Origin of the sequence: Leptolyngbya sp. GGD, from assembly GCF_026735145.1 — a bacterium.
In the GTDB taxonomy this organism is placed as follows: Bacteria; Cyanobacteriota; Cyanobacteriia; order Leptolyngbyales; family Leptolyngbyaceae; genus Leptolyngbya; species Leptolyngbya boryana.
Map to the genome: position 1 here is coordinate 1308709 of NZ_JAPQKE010000001.1, position 26977 is coordinate 1335685.

Consider the following 26977-nt stretch of genomic DNA (forward strand, 5'->3'; position numbering starts at 1 on the left):
ACAAAGCTAAGGTTAAAGCCAGTGTTTAGGATAGGGTCTTCCGGGAACTAGATTATTGAATGCGATCGTACAGAGCAAAATGACAATCGAGCCTGTCAGTACGGGAATCAATAAAAAATCCCATGAAGCCTCGCTCATCACACCAACTAGCGCCACAGCACCTCCCGGAGGATGCAGCGTTTTTGTTAACTGCATCAGTTTAATTGCAGTTGCAACGGCAAGTGCCATCACCCAAGGCGCTGTGCCAAAGGCATACACCAAAGTAATGCAGACGATCGCGCCGATGAGATTACCACCAATCAGGTTGCGGGGCTGGGCAAGCGGGCTATCCGGAACAGCAAATGCAAGCACAGCGGTTGCACCAAACGGAGCCGCAATTAAAGGATATTGAGTATGTACAGATAAATAAGCGAGTGTTGCAATTCCTAAGAAGCTCCCCATCCAAGATAAGAAAATTTGAGAGTAAGAAAATTCAGGCTGATAGATTGAGCTTCCCATCGTCCTGAAATTTTGCGATCGCACTCGTCGTCTTGCCTGACCAATATTCTTTACAAGTAAGGATTTCATAGGAAAGTTTTCTGAACGAGGTGTCTGAACTACTGTCAGATTACCGTAATAATTTCATCAGAAAGATTGTAAAAGTAGTTTCTGATACAGAAAATTCCTATGGAGTTTATACAGATTTACTTATTCCTGCCACAATCGCCGTCCAGCTTTTCCATTTAAGCGATCGTGGGTCTCTCTCAACAATCTCGGAATCTCTAACTTCTCTGGGCATTTGGGCAGACAGTCTCCGCAATCTGTACAGCGATTGCCTTTATTCCCTGGAAACCAATGCCCCGCATTCTCAAACATCCGATAGCGGTACTCTCCAAACTGCTGCATGTCATAAGCCGTTGCTAAATTTCTCAGTCGCAGCACTTCCGGAATATTGATGCCCTCTGGACAAGGCAAACATTCATAACACTGGCTGCACTGTTCCGGCGCGCGAATTTCGCGCAATCGTTCAAAGACTTGCTGTTCTTCTGCACTCAATGCTCCAGTTCGATAGTCTAAATTCAATTCATTCGGATTTGCAGCACCCACACTTAACGTCGTAATTCGTCGATCGCTCAACAAGAACCGATAGTTCATCTCTAGCGGTGACATCGGCGCACACAACTGAGTCAACTTCTGCGGCGGTGTGTGTAACATGCCCGCTTTGTCAGCAGGCGAAATGATAAAAATCCCTAAATCTTTTTGAGCAGCAAGCTCGATCGCGGGTGCATTTCGTTGAAAAAAGAACGAGTAATGCAAATTCACAAATTCAAAGAAGTCCGTCGCGATCGCTGCCAAAATCACATCTAAACTGCCATGCGTCGAGAATCCGACATGCCGCACTCTGCCGTCAGCGATCGCAGATTGAACTGCCTTCATACATCCATGTTCTGCCTTCACCCATTCCAGATGTTCCCAAGTATTCAGACCATGAATCGCTAAACTATCGACAAAATCGACTTGCAGCTGTTCTAAAGACTCATCAATCCAGCGATCGGTTTGGTCAGCATCCAAACTCGGTGGTAACTTTGTGGTCAAAAAAACGCGGGAGCGCGCACCTTGCAATGCGGCTCCCAAAAACTCTTCACTTTTCCCATAGCCTCGTGCAGTTTCAATATGGTTAATGCCAAGCTCGATCGCTTTTTGCACGGTTGCTTCCATCACCGACGCAGAAGAGAGACAGCGCATTGTTCCTAACGAAAATACCGAATACGCAAGCTCAGTTTTACCGAATCGCCGATCGTCCACGAGCTACTGCGCTTCTCCACTACTAAACCGTCCTCGTTGGATCAATTCATCCGGGCTGAGATTCGAGATAAATTCTCTAAAGGCGCGACGTTCTGCTTCGTCTGCGTCTCGATCGACTGGAATCGAGGCATCTGCCACGACTTCTTCCATCACCCAAATTGGGCTATTTGTTCTCAGAGCGATTGCGATCGCATCACTGGGGCGAGAATCAATCTCGCGCCGGGTTTCGCCCTGCTTCGTCACTAAAATCGCGTAGAATGTATTATCTTGCAATGAGTGAATAATGACTTTCTCGACCTCTATTTCCCAGGCTTCTAAAAAATTGACCATTAAGTCGTGAGTCAGAGGACGAGGATGGGTCTGACCTTCAAGAACGCTAATAATTGCTTTTGCTTGGTCTTGACCAATATAGATTGGCAGCGCTCGTCGATCGGTTGCATCTTTTAACAAAATGATCGGACTTCGAGTGGATGCTTCTAGTGCAATGCCTGCAACCTTCATTTCAATCATGGTGTAGCCTCTAGATCTCCAGAGATCACGAAATGGATAGAGAAGTGTCTAAAACGAACTTCGTTCAAGAGACGTAATCGATCGCGCTCCGGGAGCAGGATTGCGTTCGAGAAATCGCATTCGGGTGCGTTCTTAGATCAGATCCTAATTCATCCCTTTCAGAATTTGACAAAATAAAAGAGGACTTCCAAATTTCATCATTTTCTTGAGGAAAAGATTAAAGTAGCGCTAAACCACCCTAAACTCTCTATTGTGATTTTAGACTGTAATTCGTCTGACTTTGAATGTCTAGATAGGATTCAAAAAAATTCTGAATCTCCCGTTACATCAGCAAATCAGATTGGGGACAATCGGCATCTTATTGTCAATAAGGACTTAATTTTGTGTTTACAGGACTTGTACAAACGGTTGGTCATTTAGCAGTTCTCAATCCCGAACAAGTAAAAATTTCGGGGTCTGCAATGTCGGTGATTTTGCAGGGTTTAGAACTCGGCGATAGTGTCGCAGTGGATGGAGTTTGTTTGACCGTTACGGAGATTCTCGATGATGGGTTTGTCGCAGATGTTTCTCCGGAAACGGTGAATCGTACAACTCTCGGACGCGCGGCAGATAGTGCAAAATCGGTGAATTTGGAAACTTCGCTGCGGGTCGGCAGTAAATTAGGCGGGCATTTTGTCACAGGGCATGTGGATGGGGTAGGAACGTTTCATTCTGCGGCTGAGTCTGCGACGTCTTGGGAGATGCGCTTCAATACGGAGAGTGACCAAGTTGCCCGCTACATTTTGCCGAAAGGGAGTATTTCCGTCAATGGCATCAGTTTGACTGTGGCAAATTGTGCGCCGGATGGCTCCTGGTTTACGGTTGCAGTCATTCCTCACACTTATGCTGCGACGAACTTGTGTGAACTGAAACCTGGGGATTGGGTGAATTTAGAAGGCGATATTTTAGGAAAATATGTAGAGCGGTTTTTGCGGGGTGAGAAACCAGGAGCAGAAGTGCCCGATCGCGTTTCGATGGATTTTTTGGCGGAGCATGGCTACGTTTAGATTAAGGTAGTCGTTCACCGCAATTCATCCTGATAGGGAGATGGGCGTCATTCAACATCAGTTCGGCACATTCTTTCGCTTCGTTGCTCACCCCTCCGGCATGAATTCGGGACTAGCTGTGCGAAATCCGCTCTGGGACTGACAGCCCATGAAAACACTTTCTTCAGTGGGTTTCAACCCACTTCGCACAGTTAGCCCGGACTTCCAGTTTAGGGCGGGACGCAAACGAGAGCGACAATCTTCCAATTCATTTTCCCGACTTAGTTGCGGCTCCCCATCTCCCCACTTCGCAAAATGAATGCCGTTGACTAGCAAAGTGAAATTAACGGCTCAGCTTACCAGATCACTTTCTGAGCAGTGTCTACTGACATCAGAGAGTCCCCTGGCAATTTATCCTGCAACTCGCTCGAATTCAAGAGCGGCAATCGCACCGTGAACGTCGCCCCTAATCCTGCTCCTGGACTATCCGCTGCGATCGTTCCTCCATGCATTTCGACCAAATGTCGCACGATCGCGAGTCCTAAGCCTAGCCCATTATGAGATCGAGTCGTAGTACTGTCTGCTTGGCGAAAGCGATCGAACACATGCGGCAAAAATTCTGACTCAATCCCCATGCCCGTATCCATCACAGCAATTTTCGCCATGTTCGCATCATCCAACGTGAGACGAATGGTAATTTGTCCCTCGGATGGCGTAAATTTCACCGCATTCGTGAGCAAATTCCAAATAATTTGCTGCAACCGAGTCGAATCTCCCCAAAGGCTCGGCAAATCGGGTTCAAACTCTGTTTCGAGTAAAATCGATTTTGCCTCGATCTGAGGACGGACGGCATCGATCGCGGCTTGAATCACAGCGATCGGATGCACCGCCCGATAATTCAGCCGCAGCTTGCCGCGAATAATCTTCGACACGTCTAAAATATCTTCAACTAACTGCGCCTGAGTTTCCGCATTGCGTTCGATCGTTTCTAAGGCGCGATCGATCATTTTCTGGTCGTACTGTTTCGATCGCAGTAACCGTACCCAGCCCAACATCGAATTGAGCGGCGTTCTCAACTCATGAGAAAGCACCGCCAAAAACTCATCTTTCATGCGATTGGCGACTTCTGCTTCTTGGCGCGCGAGCTGTTCGCGCATGACTTGAGCACGGGTGGCTTCCGCTTCTTTGCGCTCTGTAATGTCCTCGATTGTGCCAACATACCCTTGAGGTTCACCAGTTTGGGAAAACATCGGACACGATCGCACTTGTACCCACAACGCGCGCGTATCTTGAGTGTGTAGGCGAAATTCTTCGGAAAATTCTCCGCCCTGTTCGAGATAGACCTGCCACTGAGAAATCGCGCGATCGCGATCCTCTAAGTGAACACACTCACACCAATTCTCAGCCAACCTGCCACAAATCGCGTCGTAGCGGGGATTGGTATAGGTACATTGTCCCGTCGGATCAATCACAAAAATTCCAGATGGCGAGGATGCTGATAGAGAGCGAAACTGTTCTTCACTCCGCCGCAATTCAGCATTGACTGCCTTAAGCTGCGCTGCTTGTAGCTTAACCGCTGCCGTTTTCTTAAATAAATCGACGAATACTGCAACTTTAGAAACCAAAATGTCGGAATTAATCGGCTTGATCAAATAGTCCACTGCACCGAGTGAATAGCCTCGAAAAATCCCGTGATCACTCGAATCAAAAGCCGTCAGAAAGATAATTGGCGTATGCTGCGATCTCGCTCTCGATCGAATCAAACTTGCCGTTTCAAACCCATCGATCCCGGGCATCTGGACATCGAGCAGAATCACCGCAAAATCTTGATTCAGCAGACATCGCAGCGCTTCTTCTCCAGAGGATGCCTGTATCAGATTCTCCCCGAGCTTGCCTAAGACCGCTTCCAATGCCAGCAAGTTTTCAGGTTGGTCATCGACAAGAAGAATGTTAACGGGTTTGTTCAACGACATGGGCACGATCCTAAAACAGCGGGAGTAGGGTGAGGTTAGGAGCAGAGAGTAACCAGCATAGATGGAATCTGATGCAACGGGAGAACATAATCAACAGCGCTTTTAGCAATTGCGGCTTCCGGCATAATCGGGCATTCAGCAGTACGCGGATCTTGCACGATGGTCGTGCCGCCTTGCGCTTTAATCTGAGCCAGACCTTCTGAACCATCTTGATTTGCACCCGTCAAGATGATCCCGATGACCGACTGAGCGTAAACCTTTGCTGCGGACTCGAACAAGACATCGATCGAAGGTCTTGCAAAAGCAACGGGGGGATCAATTGAAAGCGAAAAATACTCAGGTTCAGCAAGAAGATGGTAATTCGGCGGAGCTAAGTAAACGAATCCAGGGCGAATCGGCTCTTTGTCCTCCACTTCCAAAATGGTCAACGCGCTTTCCTGCTGTAAAATCCGGCTGAGCATGTCTGTCGATCCTTGATCCCGATGCTGTACGATGGCGATCGGCACTGTGAAACATCCTGGTACCCCTTTTAACATAGTCCGCAGCGCGGATAATCCCCCTAGAGAAGTACCTATCGCCACCAAAGCAGGTGCCATTAGTCTAACCTCCGATAAAGCTTCTCAGAGGTTGAAAGGGGTTCGTAGCGATCGTGATACGCCGTAAATCGGAGGGATTCTTGCCGTCCCAATGCCAAAATGCCAAAAGGGCAGAGGCTTTGATAAAACAGCTCATGCACGCGATTTTGTAAGACACGATCGAAGTAAATCAAGACATTGCGGCACAAAATTACATTGAATTCATTGAATGATCCATCAGTCACAAGATTGTGTTGCGAGAAGACAATGTTGTCGCGCAGCGAAGCGCGAAAAATCGCATTTTCGTAGGCGGCTGTATAGTACTCAGAGAATGATTTGCTACCTCCTGCTTTGAGATATTGCTGCGTATATTCTTGCATTGCAGACAGTGAAAATATTCCAGTTTTGGCAGCTTGCAAGGCTTTCTCATTAGTGTCGGTTGCGTAGATCCGACAGCGATGGTAGATGCCTGCTTCTTGCAATAAAATTGCCATGGAATACACTTCTTCTCCGGTTGAGCAGCCTGCGTGCCAAATCCGAATAAAGGGATAAGTGCGCAACATAGGCAAGACGACGTTTCTGAAGGTCAGAAAGAAGCTCGGATCGCGAAACATAGAGGTGACATTGACGGTCAAGTTGAGCAAGAAGCGATCGAGCGTGGCGCGATCGTGCAAGACTTTTTCCTGTAATGCTGAGATTGTCTCGATTCTTTCAGACTGCATAAAATTTTGCACTCTTCGTCTCCGAGATGAAGAGGCATAGTTGCGAAAATCATAGCCGTAGTAGCGATAAATGCCATCAAACAGCAGTTGAACTTCAATATCTTCGAGGGTAGGCGACTGTGACAGCATGGGGATTGAGCGTAAATGCCGATGAATTTGTCAATTCGCTAAGTTGAGATCCCCATAGCCCTCAAGGTGAAGGCGCTAAACAAGATCTCTACAAGTATTGATGACAGAGTGAATTTCTTGAACCAATCCTTTCTAAATTGACACAATTCCAGACGGGATGGAATCCTCCCGCCGCCCTAATTTCTAGCCATCGCGTTTTCCCGGAATCTGGCTTGTGGGGCAAACGATCTCACTAGAAGAATCACCCTTTGGAGAGTTTAAGCGCGATCGCAACGCATCCTCCCATGCCTGCTAGCAAACTCGCTAAAATGACCCAAAGCTGTCCAGGTCGGTGTGTCCGAATATTCAGCGTCTTTGCAGTTGTGTCGGCAATAAAGCGATCGAGCAAATCCCGTTGCTGCAACAATTGCTGATTGTTGCTGGTTGACCAATTGTGAGTGAGAGGAATCACTGCACCGGATTGTAAAACGATTGCTAACCGTTGATCTGTAGAGCGCCGTCCTTGCTGGATGGTGGTCATCTTTAACTCTTGCTTCTCAAACTCAATTGTTTTTAATGAACCGATTAAAGGTTCATGCGTTAATTCACAGATCACACGGTTTGCGGTTGGGCGACAGTTAAAGTGAACGAGGCTGCCCATTGTCTCAATCGTCATCTCACCGATCTTGCCTAGCCCAGCGATGCCTAATCCTGCGATCGCAAATATCAACCATTTCACCATCAGTCTAAAATTTCCGTATCTTGAGGGCGCAGAGGCAACATCACTTGAACCATTGTTCCTTGATTTTCATGACTCGTTAATTGAATCTGCCCTTGATGAATTTCAACTGATTGTTTGACGATCGCCAGTCCTAATCCATTTCCAGAAATCATTCCGACATTCGTAGCTCGATGAAATGCTTCAAAGAGCCGCACTTGATCACTTTCCGGGATTCCAATGCCTTGATCTTGCACTTCAAAGTAAACGTGGGTCTGATCTTGTCGGATTCGGAATGTGATGGTGGACTCAGCCGGAGAGTATTTCAACGCATTAGAAAGCAGATTGGTAAAAATTTGCCGCATCAATTTCGCATCCATGTAGCCGCGAATTTCTGACACATCCGCTTCCGGTTCAAACCTAATCTGGTGCTGAGCTTGATCATTCAATCGCATTTCATCGATCAGGTTCTCGCAAAAAGACAAAATATTGAGTGGAGCCGGTTCAAACTTGACTTTCTTGGCATCAGCCCGCTCCAGCATCAGAATGTCACTGAGAAGGTCTTTCATGTTCAAAGATGCCGCTTGAATGCGCTGGATATGTTCAAGTTGTTTATCGATCGAACAATTTCCCGCATAAAACTCCAGCATGTCTGCCGAAGAAAGAATCGTACTCAAGGGCGTACGAAACTCATGCGAAACAGTGGTGACAAAGTTGGATTTCAGTTCGCTTAGCTCGCGTTCTTTTTCTAATGCTTTTCGCATTTCAATCTCAGCTTGTTTGCGGTGGGTAATTTCACGCTGCAAGCCGACCCAATAAGTGTAATGTCCGGTTTGGTCGGTGACTGGGAAAATACTCAGTTCGATCCACACTTCAGACCCGTCTTTGTGATAGTTGATCAGTTCGGTAATCACAGGCTGCCAGTTCTTTAAAGCCGATCGCAGATTCTTCAAGACTGTCCAATTCGTTTTCGGACCTTGCAAAATCCGAGGGGTCTTGCCAATCACCTCATGCTTCTCGTAGCCCATCATGCGCGTGAAGGCATCATTCACAAAGACAATTCTCGGACCTGGTGGCTCCACGGGTTCTGCTTCAGTAATCACGATCGCATCATTTGCATTTAAGACGACAGACTCTAAAAGTAACAAGCGCTGCTCTTGTGCTTGGCGTTCTGCTTCTCGATGCTTAGCTTCGGTAATATCTTCTGCAATTCCCGCTATGCGATAGACTTTGCCTTGCTGATTGCGCACGGGAAAGGCACGTGCGAGTAACCAGCGCTTTTCTTGATCGGGGCGCTGGAACTGAAATGTTGCCTCTGCGGATTTGCCTCTGAGTGCTTGCCGACTGACTTTCATCAGATGGGGGATATCTTCTGGTAGCCCCCGATTGAGCCAAAAACTTAACGGTTTCTCATAACAGCTTTGACTGTCATACCCCAAAACTTGCTGACATCCTGGACTGATGTAAATCAGCTTGCGTTGCTCGACATCGTACATCCAGAAGATCTGTTCAATGTTCTCAGCTAACTGCCGGAATCGTTCTTCACTTTCTCGCAGCTCCGCAGCCGCAGCTTTGCGTTCATCTTCGACTTGCTGTCGCTCTCGCACATTCAAAATCAGCGACAAGACTGAAATTAGCTCACCTGAGCTATCAAACAGGACGGAGTTATACCATTCACAGGGCACGATCGAGCCATCTTTCGAGACATTGCGGCTGGTACAAACATTGCGAGTCGTCTGCCCGTTGAGAAGCTGCGCGATCGCGCGATCAACCGTGCCTAAATCCTCTGGTACGACTAATTCCCAACTTCCAAACTGTTTGCCAATCACTTCAGACGCATCCCATCCGAGTAAGGCTTCGGCTTCGCGTGACCAGCGAGTGATCCGTAAATTTTGATCCCATTCAATGACAGCAAACGGTGAATTATCCACATGGAAGGATAACCGCTGTAAGGCACATCTGAGCGCTTGCTGAGCTTGGTCGCGCTCTCTTGCGGTTTCGACCGAATCGGTCATATTGCGGAAAAATAAAGACACGCCAGACTTAGCAGGATAGGCGCGCATTGAATACCAGCCCTGGCAGGGGATATAGTAATCGACAATTTCGAGGGGGACACCTTCTGCCATCGCACGTCGATAGAGTTGCCCAAAACTCGTTTCTGCAAAGTCGGGAAACTCCTGCCAAAGCACTTTGCCGAGCAAATCTCGGGCAGGCTTCCCTAAGATCTGTGCGGCAGCGTGATTGACATAGGTAAAACGAGCAGAGCGATCGAGCGCGACAAATCCATCGGTAATGCTCTGCAAAACCCGGTTAATCTGTTCACGGGCTAATTCTGCTTCAGCACGGGCAGTTTGCTCACGGGCTAACAGTTGATGCCGCTCCTCTTCGATCCAGCGGCGCAGACTAATATCTGAAAAAGAAACAACGACCGCGTAGGGTAAAACTTGTCCAGGCTGAAACAGCGGCTGAGAATTGATCGAAATCCAAGTTACCTGTTTCTCAGGTTTGCAGAGACCCAGAATGACTTCTGAGCAGGGAATCCCCGTTTTTGCCGTGATCAGACCCGGAAAAGTTTCGAGATCAAATGCAGAACCATCTTCATGGATCGCTTCCCAGCCCAACTCCAAAATATTGCGATCGATTAATTCCTCGATCGCACATTCCAAGATTTTCTCAGTACTGGCATTACAAGTTTCGATGAGTCCTTCTGCATTGAGCATCATCACAGCTTCATGCATCGCTTCTACAACGGATCGATAGCGTTGTTCGCTCGTTCTAAGGCTTTCTTGCTCACGACGGCGACGACTGACTTCAGCTTGAAGTTGTTCGATCTTATGTTCGAGTTTGGTGATTTGATAGCGCAGCGATCTCACGGTATCCAGATCAAATTCCGCCTCTACGCTCGACACTGAAGGAGCGATTGCTTTGGGGGTTTTTGTCAGTTCTTGCACAGATTGGGCTTGAAGTTGCGATCGCAGTTCGGCGACGAGTACTTCGAGTTCCGCATTGCGCTGTTGTAACTGGATCTGGTCAGTTTCTCGCATGACTCACGCTCGAATTCAGGGGTGAATAAATCTTTGCCTCTAAAATCTTTACTCAAATTTTGATCGAACTTCATGGAGACTTGCTGAAGTTCATTTAAAGAGTTTCATAAGGCAGTTCGATGACAAAAGTAGTCCACCCAGTCTGGCTTTTTACAATAATACTGCCTTGAAGCTGTTCAACGAGCTTTTTGACGAGGGCAAGTCCTAGACCTGTGCCGCCTTTTTGCCAGCGATCGCTGCCCGGAACTCGATAAAATTTGTCAAAAATATGCGGCAAGTTTTTTGTCGGAATTTCGGATTGATTGGCGATCGTAAATTGCAAAAGTGGAGTCTGATTTTCACTCAATCCTTCGCGAACTTTGAGGCAGATTTCACCTCCACTTTGTGTATATTTGCAGGCATTATTTAAAAGCTCAACGAGAATTCGGCGCAAACTGACTCCATCTGCCACAATCACAGGCAAGGTTTCGGGAAGATTCACCTTGAGAAGTTGTTGACAATCCCGAGTTCTGACTTGAAACGCATCTGTTGTTTTCCGCAAAAGCTCTCTTAAATTGAGCGGTTCGGGTGGAGCTAACGCTTCTCCAGATTCCAGTTGATACAAATCTAATAAGTTTTGGATCAATTCATCGCCTTGATCGCACGCATTCAGCGCAATATCGATATATTGCCGCCGATTGTCCGGCATCGCATCCATTAATTGCAGCGCCACTTTAATTGTCGTGAGTGGTGCGCGCAGATCGTGCGTAATCGTGTTGAGCAGATCGTTTTTCTGACTATTGATGGATTGCAGTTCATCGACCTTTCTCTGAATCTCAAGTTGGGCGCTATGCCGTTTCAGACGAGCAGCGATCGTCTCTAATAATTCCACCCGGCGAAAGGGTTTGGTTAAGTAGTCATCCGCGCCCAAATTCATCCCCTGTCGCATATCGGCTTTATCGGCTTTGGCAGTCAGAAAAATAAACGGAATCATTGCTGTGCTTGGATCTTGACGCAATGCTTCTAAAACGTTGTAGCCGTCAAAATCAGGCATTTTGATATCGCAGAGAATCAAATCGGGCGATCGCTCCTTTGCCAATTGAATTCCGGTCATACCATTATCGGCATTCAGGGAGTCAAAGCCCCCAGAGGCAAGAATTTCTAGAATGTTCAGCCGAACATCTTTTTCGTCTTCAATCACCAAAATTTTCATGAAGGTTCCCCGATCTGGCGGCTGAGTCGATTGAGATCTGATGATGGAATCATTGCAGTTTTGCATTGCAGTCGAATGGGAACGTTTTTGGGGGTGTACTCGCTTTGATGCTCACTGACATCTGAAATTACGATCCTGCTCCGTAATTGTGACGATGCTCCCCGTATAAGCATGGATTCAAAATTCCGAGCACCCTCGTAAAAACACGGCAATTAAAGCTGATTTTAGCGAATTTTATGCCGAAAATGCCAGATCCCTTATGACAGTCTGATCCCTTCCTTCAGAGAAACTGTGGAAATTACTTAAACTTTATCGCTGAGGCTGTTTTTTGATGTCTGCGCGACAAACTGCATATTTCGTCTGTCTTAGGATAGATAGGTTGCCCGACTTTATTAAATAGTATTAAGAATAAGAACTGAATCAACCTGAGTTTGACATTCAATACCCTAAGAAATGGGGGTGCACTGACTGCGCCAATTGGATTGAAAAGATACATTTATATGTTCTAAAACTGGCACAATGAACCGGAAACTCTGAATTTTCCTTTGAAGTATTTAATGATTGGGCTGATCTATTATTTTGCATGAACCTGCTACTCGCAAATGAATCCGATTGTCGATTTTTTAAGTTTTGGTTTCACGATCAACTCTGTGATGGAATTAGCTATCAAGGTGAGTTGTTTTGCCAGTTTCATAGCTTTAGTGCGCAGCGTCGAGATCAAGCGTATGACTTAGGCTCAAGATTGCTCGATCGCGGAATTTCGGTGATTATTTGTTGTTCTAGACAACGGTACTCATTAGGCATTAATTTGCGAAATAACTGGGATGCCTATGGTGAGCGTGAAAAGCAACAGGTTTTACTAGAAGTGCAGGGCATGGATTCAGTGCTGAGCCAGCTTTTACGGTGATAGTCTAGTAGGTGCAATTTTTTAGATCGCTCATGCAAACCTACGATGTCGTTGTTATCGGTGCAGGCCCCTCTGGCTCGATCGCTGCTGCTCAACTTGCCCAAGCTGGATTCACTGTAGCTCTACTGGAAAAACAGTTTTTGCCTCGCCATAAGACGTGCGGTGGCGGGATGCCGATGGTGATGCAGTCTCAGTTACAAGATTTAGCTCCAGAGGCGTTTGTCGAGTCGGATGTTACCCAGATGCGGCATACCTGGAAGTTTGAAGATCCCTATCTTGTTTCGATGAATCCGCGATCGACCGATGAGCGCTTATCGCTCTGGATGGTTCAACGACCTCTTTTCGACAATGCTCTGGCTCAAAGAGCGAACCAGTTTGGAGCCGAGTTGCGAGATGGAATTGCGCTCCGATCGCTTGAACCTGAACCTGAGGGCGTGATTGTCCGAGCGCAAGGAATTAAGACAGGATCGGAATTTACAGCAAAGGCGCGATATGTGATTGGAGCCGATGGCGCGAATGGAGTAGTTGCAAAGGCGACTCAGTTGAGAAAGCGCAAAGCGATCGCGTTAGCAATGGAGATTGAGCATCCACATCAATGGGGCAATGGTCATGCAGATCTACGTCCCGATATTGCGCATCTAGAATATGGCGCGGTGAAACGCGGATATGCCTGGATTTTTCCGAAAGCTGATCATTTGAATATTGGAGCAGGCGTGTTTCGTCCAGATAATCAAGATGCGAGACGTGATCGCGATTTACCCGCACAGTTGCAGAAGACGATTCTGGAATATATGGATGCGTTGGGATTGAAATACGATCGTTCAGCTTTGAAATTTCACGCTCATCCGTTGCCGACGTGGAGTGGGAAAGAGCCATTACATGAAGGACGGATTTTACTAGTCGGGGATGCAGCGGGATTGATCAATCCATTGTTTGGTGATGGAATTCTCCATGCGGTGAAGAGTGGTGCGATCGCAGCTCAAAGCATTATTGATCAAGCAGCAGATGAATATACCGATCGCATTCACGCCGAGTTTGCAGCAAATTTTGATGCAGCTTTGAATTTAGCGCGGGTGTTTTACCAGTGGACGGGAGTTTGCTATAAGTACGGCGTGAAGTATGAGAAAAGTACACGCTATGCTACTCAGCTTTTGTGTGGCGATTTACTATTTACGGATATGGCAGGGCGGGCGATGCGGCGATTGAAAAAATCGGTGGGATCAAACTTCTTTCCAGCGTTCAATAGCTAGGTGATGATTGTTCAGAAGTCGGAGTTTTGTAAAATTCTGACTTCTCGCTCCACACTGCTAGTTTTACTTCAATTTACTAGCTGTTCTCAAAATCTGACCTGCTAACATGGCGGCTCCAAATCCGTTGTCAATATTGACGACCCCAATTCCAGTCGCACAAGAATTCAACATCGTGAGCAATGCGGATAGTCCATTAAAACTGGCTCCATATCCGATACTGGTGGGAACAGCGACGATCGCACAATCTGACAGACCAGCTACTACACTCGGCAATGCTCCTTCCATGCCTGCGACGACAATTAGCACATCTGCCTGAGTCAACACATGCACATTACTTAGCAAGCGATGAATTCCAGCAACGCCGACATCCCAAAGTCGATTCACCCGAAATCCACAGAGTTCAGCAGTAATGGCTGCTTCCTCGGCAACAGGAAGATCTGCTGTGCCTGCTGAAAGAATCCCAATCGTCCCTGGATAAATCGGAGCTTTTGGACTACCTAACGCGCAAATCTTAGCAGTCGCATAGTAAAGGGCATCTGGAACCATTTCTTTCACCCAAGCATACACTTCTGGTTCCATCCGAGTTGCCATGACGACTGTCGCTTTATCTCGCATCGTTTCCATGATTTGAGCAATCTGCTCGGGCGTTTTACCCGGACTCCAAATGACTTCCGGGAAACCCGTTCTCAGCGATCGATGATGGTCAATATTGGCAAAACCTCCAACTGGCTCATAAGTGAGATATCTCAGCTTGCTCAATGCATCTTCTGAACTCAGTTTGCCTTGAGATACATCATCTAACAGTGCTTTTAGTGCTTCGGGATGGGTCATGTGAAGGGTACTACTACTCTTTGATTTTAAGTTCTTGAATGTTCCAAAGTCCCCAACTGGGTAAACCAGAATACTTCAATCCTTGAACTCGATTTCTGACTGCCATGATTGCAGAGTCATTGACTAAGTGGATCACAGGAAGCTGTTCTTGAACAAGCTTCTGAAACTCACCATAGATTTTTTTGCGTTTCTCTGGATTCAGTTCTTGAGCACCTTGGATAAATAAGCGATCGATTTCTTTCTCCCACTCATTTGCTACATATCCTTGGATTTTCGGCTGTCCAACTTGCTGGCTCAAATTAAATGAATGCGATCCCCCACTTGTCATCCACAGATTTGCTAGTCCATGTGGCTCGGTTCCGCCCGTAAATCCGATAATGTGAGCATCCCAATCTCTTGCTCCATTGATTTTATCGATCAAAACGTTAAAATTCAGCGGATTATAGTCAACTTGAATTCCAATTGCAGCTAAATCTTGCCGAATTTGAGCGCCGATTGCAACACGAGTTAAATTATTCGAGTTGGTGAGTAAAGTAAAGCGAACTCGATTGCCATCTGAGTCAAAGAGCTGACCGCGATCGTCATATTTGAATCCAGCTTTCTTTAGCAAGTTTTTTGATTGATTCGGATCGTAATTGTAGGCTTTTAAACCTTCCTTGAGAGTGAATGGGCTTTGCACCGAAATCGGCGAATTTTGGACGACTCCTAAACCTCGGAATAGATTAGTGTTAATGCGATCGCGATTAATTGCATAAGCGACAGCTTTCCGAAATTCAAGGGTATTAAACCAACGCGATTTAACCGGATCAACAAAGGGCTTGCCATTTTTATCTTTCGCCTGACTGAGATTAAAAGTCAGATACAAAACACCTGACCAAGGGCCGCCATTTAAGACCTGGAAATTTCCGCGTTTTTCTTCTCGCTTTAATAATGAAAAATACTCCGATCGTAAAGGTCGAGTATCGCCCATCACATCCAAATCGCCAGAGCGAAATCTCAGCAATTGCGTATCTAAATTCTCGATAAATTGCCAAACAATACGATCGATATAAGGCAATTGCTTGCCGTCTTTGTCTTTCCGCCAGTAATACGAATTTCGCTTTAAAACTAATCGCTGACTTGGGCTATAGCTATCAATGACATACGCCCCATTCGTAATAATTTTTTTCGGATCGGTGTCTGTTCCCCAAGTTGAAATGAATTTAGGATTTCCATCCGGTAGTTTTGAATTTATTGCTTCTGCTAAGGCATGTTTCGGCAAAATCATAATGCCCTCAGGTGCAGCAGTCGCAGCAATAAGAGGCGCGAAGGGTTCAGGCAAGATGAATTCAACTTGGCGATCGTTGATTTTCCGAATTTCTGGAAAAACCTTTTTCACCCCAATCTGAATACTCTCTTTCTGATCCGTTGGAATCAACGGATTAAAAACAATATCTCGATAGGTAAAAACAACATCATCTGCCGTCAGAGGTTTTCCATCTGACCACTTCAAGTTGGGTCTTAAAGTAAAAGCGACTCGTTTATTATCAGGCGAGAATTTCCAAGATTCAGCTAATGCAGGTTCATACTCTCCTGTTAAACCATTCTCTCTTGTTAACCCTTCATAAATGAAAGGAAAAACAGATGGGAAAGTTTGATTATTGGCGTAGTTAAACGTTTTGGGATCAGTTGGACTCGCTAAGACTAACTGAGGAACTTGTGCAGCAACCGTTCTATATCGATGAGGATTACAGCTCGACAAAAAGAGAAGTGCGATCGTCAAACACACTCCAATCTGGATTCTGACCTTTTTCATCACTAATCCTCAATTCTCAGGTCAGTCAAATTCCAAAGTGCACCGCCACTTTCAGGATAATTCACTCCTTTAATCCGATTGCGAACCACAGCCATCACACGCGCATTCACAAGTGGAATCCAAGGCAAATATTCTTGTGAAATTTTCTGAATCTTTCCGTAAATTTCCTTCCGTTTTGCTTCATCTAATTCTTGAGCACCTTCGACATATAATCGCCCAATTTCCGCTTCCCAATCTGCAACAACCCGACCTTCAAGCGGAGGTTTTCCAGGTGCACTCGATTGATTAAAACTATGCGATCGACTTTCCGGCAACCAAACGTTTGCTCCACTATTTGGCTCTTTACTTCCGCCCATTGCCAGTAGATACGATTCCCATTCTTGAGTGTTATCTAACTTATCCAACAACACTCCAAAGTTAATCGGATTAATATCAACTTGAATCCCCAACTGGCTCAAATCCTGCTTAATTTGCGCCACCATCGACTCACGCACCACATTCCCTGCATTCGTCATCAGCGTAAAACGCACGACATTCCCCTCTGGGTCAGCAAGTTGTCCGCGATCGTTGAGCTTAAACCCGGCTTCTTTCAGCAGTTGCTTTGATTTGTTTTGGTCGTATTGGTAAACTTTTAAGCCTTCTTCGGGCTTGAGATAATAGGGGCTAGTCTCCAAAATTTGCGAATTGATCAAGACTCCCAAGCCTCGGAAGATATTTGTGTTCATCCGTTCTCGATCGATAGCATATGCGACTGCCTGACGGAATTTTGGATTGTTAAACCACTTTGATTTCACGGGATCAACGACAGGTTTTCCGTTTCGCCGTCCTTGATTTAAGTTAAACGCCATAAAAGTCGTAATCGGACGAGTGCCGCCAATATACGCTGTGAAATCACCTCGTTTTTCTTCTTTTTTGAGAATGGGATAATCTTCAGCCCGAATCGGTTCAGAGATATCGACTCCACCTGATCGAAATTGAAGAAGCTCAGTATTCTGGTTTTCAATCACACTCCAAACAATCCGCTCGATGTAAGGCTTCTGATTGCCTTGCTCATCTTTTCTCCAATAGTTCGGGTTACGTTTGAAAATGATCCGCTGTGTCGCAAAATATTGGTCGAGCGTATAAGGTCCGTTGCAAATCACTTTCCTCGGATCGGTATCCGTTCCCCAAGTTGAGAAAAAGAGCGGATTGCCGTCTGAGCCAGTCTTGCGAATTGTTTCTTCAAGCGCATGTTTGGGCAAAATTGCCAATCCGCCTGTCACTCTCAAAAAGGGAGCAAACGGTTCAGGTGTGGTGAACTCAACTCGGCGATCGTCGATTTTTCGCACGGTTGGAAATGCCCGTCCTTTACCAATTCGCAGGACATCTTGAATATCCGTTGGCACTTTAGGATTCAGAAAAATATCCCGGAACGTGAACACAACGTCATCGACTGTCAGCGGCACACCATCTGACCATTTCAAGTTTTCGCGCAGGGTAAATGTTACTTTCTTCTTATCTGGCGAAAGTTCCCATTTCTCTGCAAGTTCTGGCTCAAGCTCATTGGTCAATGCGTTTTCTGTGATTAATCCCACATACAAGAATCCCGCGACATTCGGATCTTCGTTAATCAACGCATAGTTAAATGATTTGGGATCGCTCAGGGTCGTATCGACAAGCTGAGGAACTTTTGCTGCTTGTGTTTTGTAGCCCTGCGGATTGCAAGCCGTAATGCCCAATATCAGGCAAAATGCTGCCATTGCCACTGCCCAAAACCGCCAAAAACCTGTAAGAGCGGAAAATTTCATAGCCGATCGCGCATCATTTAGAAAGTGATTCTATCCTTTCTACACCTTTTGCGCGGTTTCTGCTCGATTTAATTATCAATCATGCGATCGATACGGTCACGCATTTTCAACCCAATCAATGCTTTGACTAAAAATAAGCCTGCAATTGCTGCGATCGCAAAAGCAAACATTGAACCGCTCACTTTTCCGACAAGCAAAATTGCTCCAGTTAGTGCTGCGAATCCTGAAATACAGGCGTAAAGCAACGCTCTCAGCGAAAGATTGAGCTTTTTCAAGGCGCGTTCTTGCTCGATCGAGCGCACCTGAATTTGTAATTCTCCTTGCTCTAAGCGGGCTTCTAATCGCTCGATCGCAGTCTGAGTGGGATTCGGCTTCGTCATGCGATACGCCAAATATCCCTTCGCCTGCCGCGCCAATTCTCCCAGCCCACCTTGCTTCGCAGGAATTGTCGCCAAACTCTTCACAAATGGTTTCGCTGCCGCTAACAAGTTATAGTTCGGGTCAAGATCGCGCGCAACTCCGTCCAACGTCGTCAAGGCTTTAATAATAAAAGTCATCCGCGCAGGCAATCGGAACGGTTGCTGCTCAAACACAGCATAGAGTTCATTTCTAACGCTCTTAAAGGCTTGAATCTCAACAGGCTTATCCGCAAATCGTTCAACCAACACGCCCACAATTCGCTTCACGGGGGTCATGTCTGCCATCGGCTCAACCAAACCCATATCCACCAGCGTTTGCACGACTTGATCGGTATCTTTCTTCAATACTGCAAAGAAAGTCTGAACCATCTGATTGCGGTTGATCGGCTGCACTTCTGCCATCATGCCAAAATCGTAAAAGATTAGCTTTCCATCGTGGCTCACTGCCATATTTCCAGGATGGGGATCAGCTTGAAAAAAGCCATCTTGGAGCAGTTGCTTGAGATACGAACAAATTCCTAAATGATTAATCTCACGAGGATCAATCCCGATCGCAAGTAACCCTTGCCGATCGTTGACCTTGATTCCTGGCACATATTCCATCGTCAGCACACGCTTCGTCGTGTACTTAGGATAAATTTTCGGAACGACAATGAGATCGTGATCAGCAAAATTATGTCGAAAGCGATCGGCATTCATCGCTTCTTGCACATAATCAATCTCACGATTCAAAATCTCAGAAAATTCCTCATGAATCGCCAAAATATCGTAGTGTCTTGCGGTTGGAACAATGCGATCAATCCATCGCACGAGCCGACCTACAATCTGAAAATCCATCGCAAAGAGTTGCTCTAACCCCGGACGTTGTACTTTCACAACAACTTCCTCACCCGTATGCAGCCGAGCACGATGCACCTGTCCTAAGCTAGCAGCTGCGATCGGAGTCGAATCAAATTCTCGATACAAGACATGCAGCGGATAGCCTAGTTCAGATTCAATAATGGCGATCGCTTGGCTCGAATCAAATTCTGGGACTCGATCTTGAAGTTGTCCCAATGCTTTGACATACTCCAAAGGCAGCAAATCAGCTCGAGTCGAGAGCGATTGCCCAATTTTGATAAATGTTGGTCCTAAATCTAACAGCGTTCCGACTAACCACTGAGCACGGCGATTGCGGTGATGAGCAGACTGCCTTGCGATCTGACGATCCCACCACAAATAAAACGTCAATTTGGCAGCCGACACAGAAATATCCACCTGCCGAGCCAGTGGAGAAGAGAGTTGCCGTTGCCAGCGTAGAGGTTTAGGGGCTGTAGTTTGTAACATAACTTCAAATTATTATAGCGCTGGAGGGTTGAAGAACTGCTCCAGAAGCAGAAGATTCCTGCACGAATATCATTGGGAAAATTCGACACTGCTAGAAATCTTGACAAAATCCCTCTTGGTTCGTCATTCATTGCATTTCTTGCGGAGTGCCAAACTTAGCATACCCGTCGAGAAACGTAGCCGTACGGAGCGATCGAAAATTGCTGGCTTCTTCTTACAACCGCTCAAATTTTGAACCAAGAGCGAGATCATTAGGATTGAATCGCCTCTACATATTGGCTCAGATCAACACACAATTTCAGTTTTTCTATCAGTTAGGCAAAGTCAAAACCTAAATGACATCACAGATCTAATTGAGTTTCTGATGGAGTTCTCCTGACTCAAACCTCTACGATTTCCAAGTTCTGCGGTAAGGTTATCGTAAAGCAAGTCTCGTAAGACTGAGTTCCTTCCATCTCCGTACTCGTTGCCTCGATCGTGCCATTGAGATGCTGAACTAAACTTTTAACCAGTGCCAAACCGAGTCCAGTTCCAGGAACTGCATTTTGCGTCATTCCTTGGCAACGCCGGAACTTATCAAAGATATGGGGTAATTCTTCCTCGGAAATCGCTGATCCAATGTTTGAGATTGAGAATTTCATTTGCTGTCCAGGCTGAGGCATCACCTGTAAGTAAACCATGCTATTCGGATCAGCATATTTACCCGCATTAGTTAGCAGTTCTAGCAAGATTCGATTGAAGCTAGTTAAATCAGTATTGAGAAGGGGCAAGCGTTTTGGAAGTTCAAGTTCGAGCGTTAAGCCCTTCGATGACCACCGCTGGTTAAAGGAATTCGATAAGTCAGCCATCAATTCCTTCACATCCACTTGTTGAAGCTGGAACGCAACTTGTTTCGTTTCTAACTCTTGAAGGGCAAGTAGATCGTTAATCAGATTCGTTTCTTGAGCACATTGCTGCTCCAAGATGTTGAGATATTGCTGACGGCGATCAGGAGAAAGATTTGCTTGCTGCAACATCCGAATGGCTAACATCATGCTTGTGAGCGGCGTGCGCAGTTCATGGCTAAGTGTGCTGAGAAACTCATCCATTCGCTGATTCATTTCCCGCAGTTTCTCGATTTGTTTGCGGGTGATCTCGTAGAGTTTGGCTTGCAGTTCTAGACTTTGCTGAAGTTGCGCTGTTCTTTCCTCAACAAGAGATTCAACTTGTCGCAGCGTTTCGGTTTGAATAATTGCAGTGCTGATTTGAGCGCTGACAAGTTCGACGAGTTCGACTTCTTCGGGTTGCCAGGCGCGGGGTTCTTTTTGTTGAAGAGCGATAAATCCTAAGAGGCGATTCTTGCTTTCTAAAGGAACTAGTAACAGTGCAGGCATTTTCTCAGCATCAAAAATTGGCGCAGTTTCTAGGTTACTGGGAAACTTACCTGAATTGCTGAAGGCAAAGAATTTAGCTGGACTCAGAAATGCACTCTGGCAAACCGCGCAGTCTGTAATCCAGAAAGACTGGCTAAGCGGCGTTTCTGACTCATCGACCTCGATTGGGTCACGGTTCCACTCGCTGTCAATCATCACGCGCGCTTTCGGAACTCGATCGCTCTTTGCCCGCAAGCTATGCCGTGGATCCCAAAACTTGGTGCGCAGGACAAAGGCTCGATCGATTTCAAGGGTACGAGCTAGTCCCTCTAGTACCATGACTTGGATTTGAGGCACATCGACTGAGTTCTGAATCGCGATCGAGACTTCTCGCAATAGCGCTTGCGATTGCGACTGTTTTGCGACTTTGCGCTGAAGGGTGAGTTGGGTGAGTGCAATCGCAATGTGATCAACAACTTGAGTCAACGTTTCGATTTCCAAGTCTGACCAGCGATGCGCCTGTGCTGTCAGCAAGCTGATCACACCGTTGATGTGTCCCTGAAATTGAGTTGGTAAGCTGAGTACGCCTCGAATTGGCAGCGCTTTCGATATGCTGTTAATTTCGCTGAGGTTCAAATCGGAGACAAATAAGCTGGAACGTTCCAGCGTCGCAGCCTGAATCATGCCATAGTTTGCCAGAATTTCGCCCTGTTGGCTGGCGCTAAGGTGCGTCTTGGCAAACCAAGCAGTCAATGACTTGGAATAAGGTTCACCCGGATTTGAAATGATACAAGCTTGAACCCCATAAGCTTCTCCTAGCAACGCTGCAATTTCCACAAGGACTGTTTCGCTCTGAGTGGCGTGAGCGAGAGCTGTAGTAATCTTGCGTCCGACACTTGCCAAACTAGAAACGAGAGGGCTGGAATGCGGCACAGTTTCAACCGGATGGGTAGACAAAGAAGTTAGTCGATCAGTTTCGATCCGAAGGGCTTCTTCTCTTGTAGTGTTGACAACATCCATGACTCGCCCCACAACTTCCTGAGATTCTGTCGGTCTCGATCGCGAAACTTTTGCTTGCATCCTGCTACATGCCTATCGTTGCATTACTTTTTCAGGAATCTCCCATCACAAATCTCTTTCGGAATCCGTTACGGGAAGCGCATGGCTCTGTATACGAAAAATAAACTAGGTAAGATTTTACCTATCTTGCATTTCGTTAGACCATCGCTTTCAGATTAGCGTCTTAACGCTTTGAAAGTATCCGTAATTTCCCTCGATTGCTGTTCTTGATTGACTAAATTCTCAAAAATTTATGCATTTCCACATGAAGACGATGTGAAGTTGCGCTCCATAAAGCAATTCAAAGGATTTCACACCTTTTTTTCTTAGACATAGTACACTTGAACGAAGCTTGCACTGCCTCTCTATTCCACGATAATTCGCCTTGGATCTTATGAATTTAGAGCCTGGAACTGCCAATCCAATCAGCGTTGTCGGTACGGTAAAGGGACCGGGTGAAAACGGCAATCAGTATGTTTTCATTACGTCTGATAACCGCCATGTGCGAATTGGCGAGTATGTCTATTATGAAGTTTATGAAGCTGGGCTTCTCCGTAAAATCCTCGGTAAGATCTCGGATCGAAGACTTATTGATCACTTACCTGATCGCATTTTTGCGGACACTGAGATTAGTCCAGAAGCGATCGCGGCTCTTGTCGGATTTACGTACGAGCATCCGGAGATCTATGAAGTTGCAGTGGATGTGATCGGTTATTTCGATCCGTCGCTGGGATTTATGAATCCGCGAAAAAGTCCAGATCCAGGCGCAAAAGTAGTGTTGGCAAGTGACGAGATGCTCAGGGAGATCTTAAATCGTCGTCAGCCTCAGTCGGTGGGATCAGCTCATATTGGCTCACTTTTGTTGAGAGAAGTCGGATCTGTGCCGATCGCATTAGATGTCAAAGAATTAGTTAGTACCCATATGGCGATTCTGGCGGGAACTGGCTCAGGGAAATCCTATACGGCTGGAGTTCTGGTAGAAGAGTTGCTCCTTCCCCACAATCGAGCGGCGGTTTTAATTTTTGATCCGCATGGAGAGTATGGAACGCTGACAGATATGCGGGGGCATCCAGCATTTAAATCAGCAGATGGCTATGCTCCCAAAGTGAAAGTGATGACACCGGAAGAAGTGAGGATTCGAGTGTCTTCGCTAGATTACTACGATATTTTGGCATTACTGCCGGAAATGAGCGATCGTCAACAAGCTATGTTGAGCAAAGCCTTTCGGATTTTGCAGCGACATCGCAAAGGAGATTATCGTTGGGGTATTCAAGATCTAATCGCAGCCGTTCGAGAAGCCGATGTGCAGGTCGATGACGATGGCAATGAAAAGACGGGATCATCTGCTCCAGCTTTGGAATGGAAATTGGAGAAGATTGAGCGATCGGACTATTTTCATAATGTGGAACACACGGTTAGCCCAAAAGAACTATTTGAACCGGGACAAGTGACCGTCCTGCAAATGAACGAAATCAGTCAAGAAGAACAGCAAGTGATTTGTGCGGCAGTGCTGCGGCAAGTCAATCATGCACGGATGAGTACTCAGAAAGAACTCATTTCACCGCAAGATGAGAATTACTTGCCCTACCCCGTGTTTATTCTGGTTGAAGAGGCGCATCGTTTTGCCCCTGCTCATGAACCCTCTCGCTGTAAGTCAGTGATTCGGACAATTTTGAGCGAAGGGCGGAAGTTTGGCTTAGGAATGGGATTAATTACGCAACGTCCAGGTAAGTTAGATGCGGATGTCCTGTCTCAATGTATGAGTCAGTTTTTGATGCGCATTGTGAATCCGGTGGATCAAGAGAGTCTAAAGTATGGAGTTGAAGCAGCAGGACGGGATTTGCTGAAAGAACTGCCTGCTTTGACCAAGGGACAGATCATTATTTCTGGGGCTTGCGTGAATACGCCAGTGCTATGTAAGGTGCGGCAGCGTTTGACAAAGCATGGCGGTGAGACGTTGAATGCACCAGAACTCTGGCAGAAGCATTTTGAAGGGCATCGGCTTCAGGAACGTAAGATTGAGCTTGCACCCGTTGCGGCTCCCCGACGATCGCAGACGGTTCGCGGGCGAAGCATTGATTAGATTGTTCTTGATGTTGAGCAGTTTTTATGAGGAACGATCAATCGGCACTAACTCAACTTAGATTGCTTGCGCACCAGAAAAAGATGTGCGTTAGGAAGGATCTGAAGGGCGAGAAGTTATTTATTGACCAACGATTGAGGTTGCGATCGCGGTTTCAATGAGTGCTGCCAATATCCTTTTGAGGTATCGACGGGGACGGTTGCTGCAACAGAATTAGACTGAGATCGCGGTGAAGCGAATAGAAGTCTATCTGCCTTCTGAACTCTTACATTCGCTGACTGAGCAGCACGGGACACTGCTGGTGGATCCGTTGCTCGAATTGCTAATCCGACTAAGCCTGCGATCGATGCGACCCATCCTGCAAGTGCAGCGATCGTTAACCACTTTTCGATCATTCGATTCATTCCTCAACTCCGCAAACTGCACAGTTACCAACTTCAGATCGCAGACATGACGTTTCAGGGGGTGATGAGTCTAATTATATCTTGTTCGATGAAATGATCAAAGATCTTGTTCTTTTGTCAACCGTAAAGTTTGGCAAATTTATCGGAAAAATCGCCAGAGAATTGATTAAGAAATTATGGGGTCAATGTGCGATCGCGCAAATTCAGCCAGCATAATAGCGTCGGAGATTCAGCGCGCAACTCCTCATGATTCATCGATAGGCGCGCTCCGTATTTTGACGCAATCTTTTCAGTTATGAACTTCAAACGATTTCTAAAATGGCTTGCTCCGGTGAGTTTGACTGCAATTCTGATTCTCTGCACAATTGTTCAGGGATGGAGTGCCCCTACAGCCGCACAAACCCAATTGCACTGGTATGGACAATCCGCGTTTAAGCTGACAACGCCGACTGGAAAAGTCATTTTGATTGATCCTTGGATTACGAATCCCGTGAATCCCAACGGCAAGACTGACTTAGCGACTCTGAATCGTGCCGATTTGATTTTAGTGACGCATGGACATTTCGATCACGTCGGCGATGCAATGACGATCGCGAAAAAGACGAATGCTCCTCTCGTCAGTACTGCCGATTTAGGACAGGCATTAGTCGAATCAGGCTATCCAAAAAATCTCGTGACCTTGGACACTCAAGGAAATTTTGGCGGCGAAATCTCATTGCTGAATAATGAGGTCAAGGTTGCCTTTATTCCCGCGATTCACAGTTCGGTGATCGCTTCTGATGGCAGTCCCGCAAAGTATGCAGGAAATCCAGGGGGCTTTTTGGTGACTGTACAAAATGGTCCTACGATTTATCACACGGGTGATACGGATGTCTTTGCGGATATGGCGTTGATTCCGCGGTTTCGCAAAGTGACGCTGATGTTGGCGTGTATTGGAGATCGGTTCACAATGGGACCGCAACGAGCTGCAACAGCCGTCGGCTATGTCAAACCCGATCGAGTGATCCCAATGCATTTCGGTACATTTCCAGCTTTGACTGGGACACCTGCTGCTTTTGCCGCAGAATTGAAGCAGCAAAGAGTGGGCAGTCGATTGCAAGTGATGAAGGTCGGAGAAACAATTCGGTTGTGAGATTTCTACTGTCTAGCGAGCTAGGGATTCGGTAAATTCAACACGCTGATAGAGACGGGTCGCCGACTCGTCTCTATGAGTTTGAAGGAACACGCAAGCTATTGAGTCAGGCGGAATCGTCCGATCATATTTTTGAAGTCCCAGCGTACAGCATTGCCGGGATATTCATAGAGCGCACTGAGAACAAATACTTTTGTGCGATCGCGGCTTGGCACAATTACGCTATCTCCGCAGTTATTGGTGCCACACCAGGAGTAGGAAATTGCAGGCTGACCCGCGAAACTGTAAGCTCGATAGTCACTTTGTCGCCCATCAAAAAAGGATTTATCTCGGTTTTGTTCTGCCCACTGCTGTGCAGATAAACGTTTAGGATTAGAAAATTCGGCGACGATAATTTTGTCTCCTGGGGAAGATTGAGATTGCACATTACTATCGACAGGTGCAGGTTCATCACTTCCGACTGCTGTGGGAGCTTCTACCGTACTCCGAAGTACGATTGTTCCTTTCGATTCTTGAGAAGTATCCAAGTTGTAAGTCGTTGGAAAATCAAATCGAAATCCTAATGGACTTTTATGCGTTTGAAATGTGCCAGCGGAGGCTTGAGCGATCGTATAGATGGTTTGATCTGAATTGCTCGTGAAGGGAGATGCTTGAGCAACTGCGGGCACTGCAAGGCTTAGTAACCCTGCACAGAAAAACACTTGGGGGCGAGATAATTTTGTTAGTTTCATACAAGAACTCCAACCATCGCTGGATGAAAACCATGAGCTAGAAATCTATTAAGACTCAGAACTAAATCTGTTTTGATGCTACAGATCATGCACCCTTATAAATTGAATTCTACCATGAAAAATATAGGACATCTAGACTCTCAGCTCTACCCTTTTGTAGACTTTACTTGGTTCTTTTTATAGATATTATAGAATCCTGAAATTCTATTAATTAGATTTAGAAATTTGTTTACTTTCGATTGATAGAAC

The 26977-nt window shown here is 46.3% G+C and carries 21 protein-coding genes; 5 read left to right on the top strand and 16 right to left on the bottom strand.

Annotated elements, in window-relative coordinates; all coding sequences use genetic code 11:
* Positions 1-12: 12 nt before the first annotated feature.
* The 3 genes from OU814_RS06170 to OU814_RS06180 all read right to left on the bottom strand — a co-directional run bounded on the left by OU814_RS06170 (position 13) and on the right by OU814_RS06180 (position 2295).
* Complete coding sequence (locus tag OU814_RS06170; RefSeq protein WP_268181319.1) at positions 13-567, bottom strand: HPP family protein; 555 nt, start codon at positions 565-567, stop codon at positions 13-15.
* 120 nt (positions 568-687) lie between these two features.
* The gene (locus OU814_RS06175) at positions 688-1785 is read right to left on the bottom strand and encodes an aldo/keto reductase (RefSeq protein WP_268181321.1); all 1098 of its coding nucleotides are present in this window, start codon (positions 1783-1785) and stop codon (positions 688-690) included.
* 3 nt (positions 1786-1788) lie between these two features.
* Positions 1789-2295, bottom strand: a complete 507-nt coding sequence (locus OU814_RS06180; RefSeq protein WP_017289860.1) for a bifunctional nuclease family protein — start codon at positions 2293-2295, stop codon at positions 1789-1791.
* A gap of 383 nt (positions 2296-2678) precedes the next feature.
* Here OU814_RS06180 and ribE point away from each other — a divergent pair, with 383 nt between their 5' ends.
* Positions 2679-3341: a riboflavin synthase gene (gene ribE / locus OU814_RS06185; RefSeq protein ID WP_017289859.1), complete on the top strand. Its 663-nt coding sequence runs from the start codon at positions 2679-2681 to the stop codon at positions 3339-3341.
* Positions 3342-3676: 335 nt separating this feature from the next.
* On the opposite strand, the gene OU814_RS06190 is transcribed toward ribE, so the two are convergent.
* The 6 genes from OU814_RS06190 to OU814_RS06215 form a co-directional block, all read right to left on the bottom strand.
* Positions 3677-5293: a sensor histidine kinase gene (locus tag OU814_RS06190; RefSeq protein WP_017289858.1), complete on the bottom strand. Its 1617-nt coding sequence runs from the start codon at positions 5291-5293 to the stop codon at positions 3677-3679.
* 35 nt (positions 5294-5328) lie between these two features.
* Positions 5329-5889, bottom strand: coding sequence for a chemotaxis protein CheB (locus OU814_RS06195; RefSeq protein WP_017289857.1), 561 nt, complete (start codon positions 5887-5889; stop codon positions 5329-5331).
* On the bottom strand, positions 5889-6719 hold the full coding sequence (locus tag OU814_RS06200; protein WP_017289856.1) for a CheR family methyltransferase: 831 nt from the start codon (positions 6717-6719) through the stop codon (positions 5889-5891). Before OU814_RS06200 ends, OU814_RS06195 begins: the two co-directional genes overlap by 1 nt.
* A gap of 241 nt (positions 6720-6960) precedes the next feature.
* Positions 6961-7440, bottom strand: coding sequence for a hypothetical protein (locus OU814_RS06205; protein ID WP_017289855.1), 480 nt, complete (start codon positions 7438-7440; stop codon positions 6961-6963).
* On the bottom strand, positions 7440-10460 hold the full coding sequence (locus OU814_RS06210; protein WP_268181323.1) for a PAS domain-containing sensor histidine kinase: 3021 nt from the start codon (positions 10458-10460) through the stop codon (positions 7440-7442). The genes OU814_RS06205 and OU814_RS06210 overlap by 1 nt, the downstream gene beginning before the upstream one ends.
* Before the next feature lie 94 nt (positions 10461-10554).
* Positions 10555-11652: a hybrid sensor histidine kinase/response regulator gene (locus OU814_RS06215; protein WP_148664729.1), complete on the bottom strand. Its 1098-nt coding sequence runs from the start codon at positions 11650-11652 to the stop codon at positions 10555-10557.
* A 583-nt stretch (positions 11653-12235) separates the two neighbouring features.
* Here OU814_RS06215 and OU814_RS06220 point away from each other — a divergent pair.
* Entirely contained in the window at positions 12236-12559 is a 324-nt protein-coding gene (locus OU814_RS06220) for a hypothetical protein (protein ID WP_017289852.1), read from the top strand.
* Between the two features lie 32 nt (positions 12560-12591).
* Entirely contained in the window at positions 12592-13809 is a 1218-nt protein-coding gene (locus tag OU814_RS06225) for a geranylgeranyl reductase family protein (RefSeq protein WP_268181324.1), read from the top strand.
* A gap of 63 nt (positions 13810-13872) precedes the next feature.
* Here OU814_RS06225 and larB read toward each other — a convergent pair whose 3' ends face one another.
* From larB to OU814_RS06250, 5 genes are all read right to left on the bottom strand, one after another.
* Entirely contained in the window at positions 13873-14640 is a 768-nt protein-coding gene (gene larB, locus OU814_RS06230; RefSeq protein WP_017289850.1) for a nickel pincer cofactor biosynthesis protein LarB, read from the bottom strand.
* Between the two features lie 13 nt (positions 14641-14653).
* Positions 14654-16435, bottom strand: a complete 1782-nt coding sequence (locus OU814_RS06235; protein ID WP_268181326.1) for an ABC transporter substrate-binding protein — start codon at positions 16433-16435, stop codon at positions 14654-14656.
* Positions 16436-16437: 2 nt separating this feature from the next.
* Positions 16438-18222: an ABC transporter substrate-binding protein gene (locus OU814_RS06240; RefSeq protein ID WP_268181328.1), complete on the bottom strand. Its 1785-nt coding sequence runs from the start codon at positions 18220-18222 to the stop codon at positions 16438-16440.
* Positions 18223-18290: 68 nt separating this feature from the next.
* Positions 18291-19967, bottom strand: coding sequence for an ABC1 kinase family protein (locus OU814_RS06245; RefSeq protein WP_017289847.1), 1677 nt, complete (start codon positions 19965-19967; stop codon positions 18291-18293).
* Positions 19968-20347: 380 nt separating this feature from the next.
* The gene (locus OU814_RS06250) at positions 20348-22399 is read right to left on the bottom strand and encodes a sensor histidine kinase (RefSeq protein ID WP_268181330.1); all 2052 of its coding nucleotides are present in this window, start codon (positions 22397-22399) and stop codon (positions 20348-20350) included.
* Positions 22400-22772: 373 nt separating this feature from the next.
* On the opposite strand from OU814_RS06250, the gene OU814_RS06255 reads away from it, so the two are divergent.
* Positions 22773-24461 (top strand): ATP-binding protein, encoded by a 1689-nt coding sequence (locus tag OU814_RS06255; protein WP_190652794.1) that lies wholly within the window; start codon positions 22773-22775, stop codon positions 24459-24461.
* A gap of 116 nt (positions 24462-24577) precedes the next feature.
* On the opposite strand, the gene OU814_RS06260 is transcribed toward OU814_RS06255, so the two are convergent.
* Positions 24578-24865 (bottom strand): hypothetical protein, encoded by a 288-nt coding sequence (locus tag OU814_RS06260; protein ID WP_017289844.1) that lies wholly within the window; start codon positions 24863-24865, stop codon positions 24578-24580.
* A 295-nt stretch (positions 24866-25160) separates the two neighbouring features.
* Between OU814_RS06260 and OU814_RS06265 the strand changes: the two genes are divergently transcribed.
* The gene (locus OU814_RS06265; RefSeq protein WP_017289842.1) at positions 25161-25997 is read left to right on the top strand and encodes a metal-dependent hydrolase; all 837 of its coding nucleotides are present in this window, start codon (positions 25161-25163) and stop codon (positions 25995-25997) included.
* 98 nt (positions 25998-26095) lie between these two features.
* Here OU814_RS06265 and OU814_RS06270 read toward each other — a convergent pair whose 3' ends face one another.
* Positions 26096-26728 carry a hypothetical protein gene (locus tag OU814_RS06270; RefSeq protein WP_268181333.1) on the bottom strand — a complete coding sequence of 211 codons (633 nt, stop codon included), beginning with the start codon at positions 26726-26728 and terminating at the stop codon, positions 26096-26098.
* Positions 26729-26977 lie beyond the last annotated feature (249 nt).

Bases quoted from the DNA above. Each gene is read 5' to 3' on its own strand.
- OU814_RS06250 (WP_268181330.1), bottom strand. From the start codon at position 22,399: ATGCAAGCAAAAGTTTCGCGATCGAGACCGACAGAATCTCAGGAAGTT.
- OU814_RS06180 (WP_017289860.1), bottom strand. From the start codon at position 2,295: ATGATTGAAATGAAGGTTGCAGGCATTGCACTAGAAGCATCCACTCGA.
- OU814_RS06215 (WP_148664729.1), bottom strand. From the start codon at position 11,652: ATGAAAATTTTGGTGATTGAAGACGAAAAAGATGTTCGGCTGAACATT.
- OU814_RS06220 (WP_017289852.1), top strand. From the start codon at position 12,236: ATGAACCTGCTACTCGCAAATGAATCCGATTGTCGATTTTTTAAGTTT.
- OU814_RS06195 (WP_017289857.1), bottom strand. From the start codon at position 5,889: ATGGCACCTGCTTTGGTGGCGATAGGTACTTCTCTAGGGGGATTATCC.
- larB (WP_017289850.1), bottom strand. From the start codon at position 14,640: ATGACCCATCCCGAAGCACTAAAAGCACTGTTAGATGATGTATCTCAA.
- OU814_RS06240 (WP_268181328.1), bottom strand. From the start codon at position 18,222: ATGAAATTTTCCGCTCTTACAGGTTTTTGGCGGTTTTGGGCAGTGGCA.
- OU814_RS06255 (WP_190652794.1), top strand. From the start codon at position 22,773: ATGAATTTAGAGCCTGGAACTGCCAATCCAATCAGCGTTGTCGGTACG.
- OU814_RS06225 (WP_268181324.1), top strand. From the start codon at position 12,592: ATGCAAACCTACGATGTCGTTGTTATCGGTGCAGGCCCCTCTGGCTCG.
- OU814_RS06235 (WP_268181326.1), bottom strand. From the start codon at position 16,435: ATGAAAAAGGTCAGAATCCAGATTGGAGTGTGTTTGACGATCGCACTT.
- OU814_RS06210 (WP_268181323.1), bottom strand. From the start codon at position 10,460: ATGCGAGAAACTGACCAGATCCAGTTACAACAGCGCAATGCGGAACTC.
- OU814_RS06260 (WP_017289844.1), bottom strand. From the start codon at position 24,865: ATGAATCGAATGATCGAAAAGTGGTTAACGATCGCTGCACTTGCAGGA.
- OU814_RS06245 (WP_017289847.1), bottom strand. From the start codon at position 19,967: ATGTTACAAACTACAGCCCCTAAACCTCTACGCTGGCAACGGCAACTC.
- OU814_RS06170 (WP_268181319.1), bottom strand. From the start codon at position 567: ATGAAATCCTTACTTGTAAAGAATATTGGTCAGGCAAGACGACGAGTG.
- OU814_RS06270 (WP_268181333.1), bottom strand. From the start codon at position 26,728: ATGAAACTAACAAAATTATCTCGCCCCCAAGTGTTTTTCTGTGCAGGG.
- OU814_RS06205 (WP_017289855.1), bottom strand. From the start codon at position 7,440: ATGGTGAAATGGTTGATATTTGCGATCGCAGGATTAGGCATCGCTGGG.
- OU814_RS06265 (WP_017289842.1), top strand. From the start codon at position 25,161: ATGAACTTCAAACGATTTCTAAAATGGCTTGCTCCGGTGAGTTTGACT.
- OU814_RS06200 (WP_017289856.1), bottom strand. From the start codon at position 6,719: ATGCTGTCACAGTCGCCTACCCTCGAAGATATTGAAGTTCAACTGCTG.
- OU814_RS06190 (WP_017289858.1), bottom strand. From the start codon at position 5,293: ATGTCGTTGAACAAACCCGTTAACATTCTTCTTGTCGATGACCAACCT.